We start from the raw sequence: 6863 nt of genomic DNA, 5'->3' as shown, positions 1-6863 counted from the left end.
AGACATTACTCACCCGTCCGCCACTCGTCAGCAAAGCAGCAAGCTGCTTCCTGTTACCGTTCGACTTGCATGTGTTAGGCCTGCCGCCAGCGTTCAATCTGAGCCATGATCAAACTCTTCAATTTAAGTTTGATGCTCATGATTCTTTATTTCTAAAGAAAAGAACTTCGTAATGAATTACGTGTTCACTCATAAGACTTGGTATTCATTTTTCGTCCGAGGACGTTAAGAATCCATGTCACTTTGAGTGCCCACACAGATTGTCTGATAAATTGTTAAAGAGCAGTTGAAACGCGGCTTTCGCACACCGTTTCGAGGTCCCGTATAATACGTTTTCCTCTTTCAGAGTCAACCCTCAATTTCAGGATTTTTTCTCTTCAACCGAACCGGCTGTTTGTGTGAAGTGATTCACATCTGCCGTGTCGATGGAGGCGCATTATAGGGAGCTGCCGAGGAATGACAAGCGGAAAAATGCATTTTTATTTCAACCGCTCATCTTTTCGCCTCAACGCTTATTTATTCTGCTTTTTGATGGCTGCTGGCAGGGCTGACAGGCTATCAATCACCCAATCTGCTGCTTTTTCGGCTTCTTCCGTTACTGGCTTGCCGGTACGTACCAGCACTTTAGTGCCAACGCCCGCGGCGGCGGCTGCCTGCATATCTTCAACTTTATCGCCAGCCATAAAGGAAGCGGCCATATCTATATGTAAGAAGTCACGAGCAGAGATAAGCATGCCTGGATGCGGTTTACGGCAATCACAAACCTGGCGGAATTCTTCCACTGTGCCTTGTGGGTGGTGAGGACAGTAATAGATGCCGTCGAGATCCACGCCACGATCGGCCAGCGACCAGTCCATCCATTCGGTCAATGTTTCAAACTGCGCTTCAGTAAACTTGCCGCGGGCAATGCCGGACTGGTTGGTCACCACCACCAGCGCATAGCCCATCTCTTTCAGTTCGCGCATGGCGTCAATCACGCCATCAATAAATTCAAATTCGTCAATTTCGTGCACATAACCATGATCAACATTAAGGGTGCCATCACGGTCGAGAAAAATAGCGGGAACGGTTTTAGCCACCGGTTTACTCCTGAATAAGGCATGTCCGCTTAGTATCTCATGTTTCCTGCGGCAAGAAAGTGCTCATTATCGTCGGCCTCCGATTGATTTAGACGTCTGGATGCCTTAACATCCATTTCATTAACGGTCATCGCACCACTGCGACAGCAGAAAATGCCACGGCAAAACTCCATACGATAATAAATAGCTAATGATAAAACTTTCGAATATCACCAAAGTGTTCCAGCAGGGTCACAGAACGATTCAGGCACTGAATGATGTCAGCCTGCATGTTCCTGCCGGACAAATTTATGGCGTCATCGGTGCATCAGGTGCAGGTAAAAGCACCCTGATTCGTTGCGTCAATTTACTTGAGCGCCCAACCCAGGGAAGCGTTCTGGTTGACGGTCAGGACCTGACCGCCCTTTCTGAATCACAGTTAACCAAAGCCCGTCGTCAGATTGGCATGATCTTCCAGCACTTCAACCTGCTGGCTTCACGTACCGTGTTTGGCAATGTGTCTCTGCCGCTTGAGCTGGATAACACACCAAAAGATGAAATTAAGCGTCGTGTGACCGAACTGCTGGAGCTGGTTGGGCTTGCGGATAAGCACGATAGCTACCCGGCGAACCTGTCAGGCGGCCAGAAACAGCGTGTGGCCATCGCCCGTGCGCTGGCAAGCAATCCAAAAGTGCTGTTGTGTGATGAAGCCACCAGCGCACTGGACCCGGCAACGACTCGCTCGATTCTGGAATTACTGAAAGACATTAACCGTCGTCTCGGCCTGACCATTCTGCTTATCACTCATGAAATGGATGTGGTTAAACGCATCTGTGATTGTGTTGCTGTGATCAGCAACGGCCAGTTGATTGAGCAAGACACAGTGAGTGAAGTGTTTTCTCATCCGAAGACACCGCTGGCTCAACAGTTCATTCAATCCACCCTGCATCTGGATATTCCGGAAGATTATCTGGCACGCATGAAGCCTGAACAGCAGGCCGACAGCGTACCGATGCTTCGCATGGAGTTCACCGGTCAGTCCGTTGATGCGCCACTGCTGTCCGAAACGGCGCGACGCTTCAATGTGAACAACAACATTATTAGCGCGCAGATGGATTACGCCGGCGGCGTGAAGTTCGGCATCATGCTGACCGAAATGCACGGCACACAACAAGATACGCAAGCGGCAATTAGCTGGTTGCAGGAACGCCATGTGAAAGTAGAGGTACTGGGTTATGTCTGAGCCGATGATGTGGTTGCTGGCGCGCGGCGTCTGGGAAACATTGGCGATGACCTTCGTTTCCGGTTTCTTTGGTTTCGTTCTCGGCCTGCCGGTGGGCGTGCTTCTTTATGTTACTCGTCCGGGTCAGATTGCGGAAAACGTGAAGCTGTACCGCACGCTCTCCGCGCTGGTTAACATTTTCCGTTCCATTCCGTTCATTATTTTGCTGGTGTGGATGATTCCGTTCACTCGCGTAATTGTCGGCACTTCTATTGGTCTGCAGGCAGCAATTGTGCCTCTGACTGTGGGCGCAGCACCGTTTATCGCTCGTATGGTGGAAAATGCCCTGCTGGAAATCCCAACGGGTCTGATTGAAGCCTCACGCGCCATGGGTGCAACAGTGATGCAGATCGTTCGTAAAGTTCTGCTGCCTGAAGCGCTTCCGGGTCTGGTTAACGCCGCCACCATCACTCTGATTACTCTTGTCGGTTATTCTGCAATGGGCGGAGCGGTGGGTGCCGGTGGTCTGGGCCAGATTGGTTATCAGTATGGCTACATTGGTTATAACGCCACAGTGATGAATACCGTGCTGGTATTGTTGGTGGTTCTGGTTTATCTCATTCAGTTCTCCGGCGATCGCATCGTCCGGGCTGTCACTCACAAGTAACGTTACACACAACAGACAACTCTAAGAGTTTAAGGAAACAAAATGGCGTTCAAGTTTAAAACCTTTGCGGCAGTGGGTGCCCTGATTGGTTCTCTGGCACTGGTGGGTTGCGGTCAGGATGAAAAAGACCCGAACCACATTAAAGTCGGCGTGATCGTGGGGGCTGAACAGCAGGTTGCTGAAGTCGCTCAGAAAGTCGCAAAAGAGAAATATGGTCTGGACGTTGAGCTGGTCACCTTCAACGACTACGTCCTGCCGAACGAAGCACTGAGCAAAGGCGATATCGATGCTAACGCCTTCCAGCACAAACCTTATCTGGATCAGCAGATTAAAGATCGCGGCTACAAGCTGGTTCCGGTCGGTAACACCTTCGTTTACCCAATCGCGGGCTACTCCAAGAAAATCAAATCTCTGGACGAGCTGCAGCCGGGCTCTCAGGTTGCTGTGCCTAACGACCCGACTAACCTCGGCCGTTCCCTGCTGCTGCTGCAGAAAGTGGGCCTGATCAAACTGAAAGATGGCGTTGGCCTGCTGCCAACCGTTCTTGACGTGACCGAGAACCCGAAAAATCTGAAAATTGTTGAACTGGAAGCCCCACAGCTGCCGCGTTCTCTGGACGACGCGCAAATTGCTCTGGCCGTTATCAACACCACTTACGCAAGCCAGATTGGCCTGACTCCAGTGAAAGACGGCATCTTTGTTGAAGACAAAAACTCCCCTTACGTTAACCTGATCGTGAGCCGTGAAGACAACAAAGACGCGGAAAACGTGAAGAAATTCGTTGAAGCTTATCAGTCAGACGAAGTCTATGAAGCCGCTAACAAGATCTTCAACGGTGGCGCGGTTAAAGGCTGGTAATCTTTTCACAAAGTAATATCATTCAGGACGGGCTTTATGCCCGTCTTGTTATTTGTGCGGTCAACTGATTCAATGGCTCCCCCCGGTTTTCTACAGTGTTGAGGAATAATTATGCGTGCTTTACCGATCTGTTTTCTGGCGCTCATTCTGAGCGGTTGCTCCATGTTTAACAGATCCCCTGTCGAACCCGTACAAAGCACCGTAACGCCTGCGAAAACTGAACCGGCTAAACCGAAAGCGACGCGTCCGGTTCCCGTAAGAATTATTACTAACGCAGAAGATTTGGTCGGTAAACCGTTCCGCGATATCGGTGAGGTCAGTGGCGAATCCTGCCAGGCCTCAAATCAGGATTCCCCTCCAAACATTCCTACAGCGCGTAAACGTCTGCAAATCAATGCAGCCAAAATGAAGGCTAATGCCGTCCTGCTGCACAGCTGTGAAGTGACCAGCGGCACACCAGGTTGCTACCGCCAGGCCGTTTGCCTAGGCTCCGCCCTCAACGTTTCGGCGCAATGAGTGGTTTTTCCTTTGAGCAGATAGGCGTTATCCGCTCGCCGTATAAAGAGAAATTTGCCGTACCGCGTCAGCCCGGGCTGGTGCAACACGGCAACGGCGAGCTCCATCTGATTGCGCCCTATAACCAGGCCGATGCGGTTCGTGGTCTGGAAGAGTTCAGCCACCTTTGGGTTTTATTTGTCTTTCATCAGACGATGGAAGGTGGCTGGCGCCCAACCGTACGCCCTCCTCGCCTGGGTGGAAATGCCCGGATGGGCGTGTTTGCCACGCGATCCACGTTTCGCCCCAATCCCATTGGCATGTCGCTGGTCGAGTTGAAAGACATTCGCTGCCAGAAAGATCAGGTCATTTTGCAATTGGGTAGTCTGGATTTGGTCGACGGCACGCCGGTGGTGGATATCAAACCTTATCTGCCTTTCGCTGAAGCGTTACCTGATGCTCAGGCAAGCTACGCGCAGCAGGCACCTGTCGCTGCCGTTGATGTCAGCTTCACTGCCGAGCTTGAAATCCTCTTTCCACAACTTGAAAAACGTTACCCGCATCTTCGGGCTTTTATTCAGGATGTGCTGGCCCAGGACCCACGTCCGGCCTATCGCAAAGGGGAAGAAACAGGGAAAACTTACGCCGTCTGGTTACATGATTTTAACGTGCGCTGGCGCGTCACGGAGAGCGGGTTCGAAGTCTTTGCCCTGGAAGCTCGCTAATTTTCTCCTCCTCTCTTTTGGCATCTCTGCCAGGCTGATAAACTAAACCACTTTTTTTGTATCAGGCAGGGCTACCTGCCTGTTCCGATCGTTCAAATGGAACCGTAATAACATGCGTACTAGTCAATACTTGCTCTCCACTCTGAAGGAGACACCTGCCGACGCCGAGGTTATCAGCCACCAGCTGATGCTGCGCGCCGGGATGATTCGCAAGCTCGCTTCCGGGTTGTACACCTGGCTGCCGACCGGCATGCGCGTCCTGAAAAAAGTCGAAAACATCGTGCGTGAAGAGATGGACAACGCCGGTGCCATCGAGGTGTTAATGCCTGTGGTGCAGCCTTCCGAGCTGTGGCAGGAGAGCGGTCGCTGGGAACAGTACGGCCCGGAGCTGCTGCGCATTGCAGACCGTGGCGATCGTCCATTTGTTCTCGGCCCAACGCATGAAGAAGTGATCACCGATCTCATTCGTAACGAGCTCAGCTCTTACAAACAGCTGCCGCTGAACTTCTATCAGATCCAGACGAAGTTCCGTGATGAAGTTCGTCCGCGCTTTGGCGTGATGCGTTCCCGCGAATTCATCATGAAAGATGCTTACTCCTTCCATACGTCTCAGGAATCCCTGCAGGAAACGTATGATGCGATGTATACCGCATACAGCAAAATCTTCAGCCGCATGGGTCTGGATTTCCGCGCAGTTCAGGCGGACACCGGTTCCATCGGCGGTAGCGCCTCTCATGAATTCCAGGTGCTGGCGTCCAGCGGTGAAGATGATGTTATCTTCTCTGATTCCTCTGACTTCGCCGCAAACATTGAGTTTGCTGAAGCACTCGCGCCGAAAGAGCCTCGCGCGGCTGCCACTCAGGAAATGACGCTGGTCGACACGCCGAATGCGAAAACCATCGCAGAGCTGGTTGAGCAGTTCAATCTGCCGATTGAGAAAACAGTCAAAACGCTGTTGGTTAAAGCAGTTGAAGATAGCGCTTTCCCGCTGGTTGCCCTGCTGGTTCGTGGCGACCACGAGCTGAACGAAGTCAAAGCGGAGAAACTGCCACAGGTAGCCAGCCCGCTGACCTTCGCCACCGAAGCTGAAATTCGCGCGATCGTCAATGCAGGCCTAGGTTCTCTTGGCCCGGTGAACATGCCAATTCCCGTGGTGATTGACCGTACTGTAGCCGCAATGAGCGATTTTGCTGCTGGCGCAAACATTGACGGGAAACACTACTTTGGCATCAACTGGGATCGTGACGCAGCAACGCCAGAAGTGGCCGATATCCGTAACGTGGTGGCTGGCGATCCAAGCCCGGACGGTAACGGTACTCTGCTTATCAAACGCGGTATCGAAGTGGGCCATATCTTCCAGCTCGGCACCAAATACTCTGAAGCCTTGAAAGCGGCTGTGCAGGGTGAAGATGGCCGTAACCAGACGCTGACGATGGGTTGCTACGGTATCGGGGTCACTCGCGTTGTGGCTGCTGCCATTGAGCAAAACCACGACGAGCGTGGCATCGTCTGGCCTGACAACATTGCGCCGTTCCAGGTAGCCATCCTGCCAATGAACATGCACAAATCTTACCGTGTGCAGGAACTGGCAGAAAAACTGTATGCGGAACTGCGTGCGCAGGGCATCGAAGTGCTGATGGATGACCGTAAAGAGCGTCCAGGCGTGATGTTTGCTGATATGGAACTGATCGGTATTCCACATACCGTGGTGATTGGTGACCGTAACCTCGACAGCGACGATATCGAATACAAATACCGTCGCAATGGTGACAAGCAGATGATTAAGACCGGAGATGTGCTCGATTTCCTGGTCAAAGCCATCAAAGGCTAAAAAACAA

General features: G+C 51.9%; 7 protein-coding genes and 1 rRNA gene. 6 read left to right on the top strand and 2 right to left on the bottom strand.

The annotated features are described in order from the left end of the window. Both ACLW56_RS16800 and gmhB read right to left on the bottom strand, forming a co-directional pair. Positions 1 to 125, bottom strand: a 16S ribosomal RNA gene (locus ACLW56_RS16800); the annotation flags it as partial. 387 nt (positions 126 to 512) lie between these two features. Further along, entirely contained in the window at positions 513 to 1079 is a 567-nt protein-coding gene (gene gmhB / locus ACLW56_RS16795; protein ID WP_330984884.1) for a D-glycero-beta-D-manno-heptose 1,7-bisphosphate 7-phosphatase, read from the bottom strand. Positions 1080 to 1269: 190 nt separating this feature from the next. Here gmhB and metN point away from each other — a divergent pair, with 190 nt between their 5' ends. The 6 genes from metN (at position 1270) to proS (ending at position 6856) form a co-directional block, all read left to right on the top strand. Beyond that, positions 1270 to 2301 carry a methionine ABC transporter ATP-binding protein MetN gene (gene metN, locus ACLW56_RS16790; protein WP_330984883.1) on the top strand — a complete coding sequence of 344 codons (1032 nt, stop codon included), beginning with the start codon at positions 1270 to 1272 and terminating at the stop codon, positions 2299 to 2301. After that, entirely contained in the window at positions 2294 to 2947 is a 654-nt protein-coding gene (locus tag ACLW56_RS16785; protein WP_330984882.1) for a methionine ABC transporter permease MetI, read from the top strand. Before metN ends, ACLW56_RS16785 begins: the two co-directional genes overlap by 8 nt. Before the next feature lie 42 nt (positions 2948 to 2989). Next, positions 2990 to 3805 carry a methionine ABC transporter substrate-binding lipoprotein MetQ gene (metQ, locus tag ACLW56_RS16780; RefSeq protein ID WP_330984881.1) on the top strand — a complete coding sequence of 272 codons (816 nt, stop codon included), beginning with the start codon at positions 2990 to 2992 and terminating at the stop codon, positions 3803 to 3805. A 111-nt stretch (positions 3806 to 3916) separates the two neighbouring features. Next, positions 3917 to 4321, top strand: a complete 405-nt coding sequence (gene rcsF / locus ACLW56_RS16775) for an Rcs stress response system protein RcsF (protein ID WP_330984880.1) — start codon at positions 3917 to 3919, stop codon at positions 4319 to 4321. Next, positions 4318 to 5025, top strand: coding sequence for a tRNA (N6-threonylcarbamoyladenosine(37)-N6)-methyltransferase TrmO (gene tsaA, locus ACLW56_RS16770; protein WP_330984879.1), 708 nt, complete (start codon positions 4318 to 4320; stop codon positions 5023 to 5025). Before rcsF ends, tsaA begins: the two co-directional genes overlap by 4 nt. Positions 5026 to 5137: 112 nt before the next feature. Then, positions 5138 to 6856 carry a proline--tRNA ligase gene (gene proS, locus ACLW56_RS16765; protein ID WP_330984878.1) on the top strand — a complete coding sequence of 573 codons (1719 nt, stop codon included), beginning with the start codon at positions 5138 to 5140 and terminating at the stop codon, positions 6854 to 6856. Positions 6857 to 6863: the final 7 nt, after the last annotated feature.

This window comes from Pantoea sp. sgz302252 (genome assembly GCF_047713085.1).
Classification (GTDB): Bacteria; Pseudomonadota; Gammaproteobacteria; order Enterobacterales; family Enterobacteriaceae; genus Scandinavium.
Note: the sequence above shows the minus strand (reverse complement) of the source record. Positions and strands in the feature narration are given on the sequence as shown.

What these genes read in the sequence shown, in the direction of transcription:
- metN (WP_330984883.1), top strand. Translation starts at nt 1,270, where the DNA reads ATGATAAAACTTTCGAATATCACCAAAGTGTTCCAGCAGGGTCACAGA.
- metQ (WP_330984881.1), top strand. Translation starts at nt 2,990, where the DNA reads ATGGCGTTCAAGTTTAAAACCTTTGCGGCAGTGGGTGCCCTGATTGGT.
- tsaA (WP_330984879.1), top strand. Translation starts at nt 4,318, where the DNA reads ATGAGTGGTTTTTCCTTTGAGCAGATAGGCGTTATCCGCTCGCCGTAT.
- proS (WP_330984878.1), top strand. Translation starts at nt 5,138, where the DNA reads ATGCGTACTAGTCAATACTTGCTCTCCACTCTGAAGGAGACACCTGCC.
- ACLW56_RS16785 (WP_330984882.1), top strand. Translation starts at nt 2,294, where the DNA reads ATGTCTGAGCCGATGATGTGGTTGCTGGCGCGCGGCGTCTGGGAAACA.
- rcsF (WP_330984880.1), top strand. Translation starts at nt 3,917, where the DNA reads ATGCGTGCTTTACCGATCTGTTTTCTGGCGCTCATTCTGAGCGGTTGC.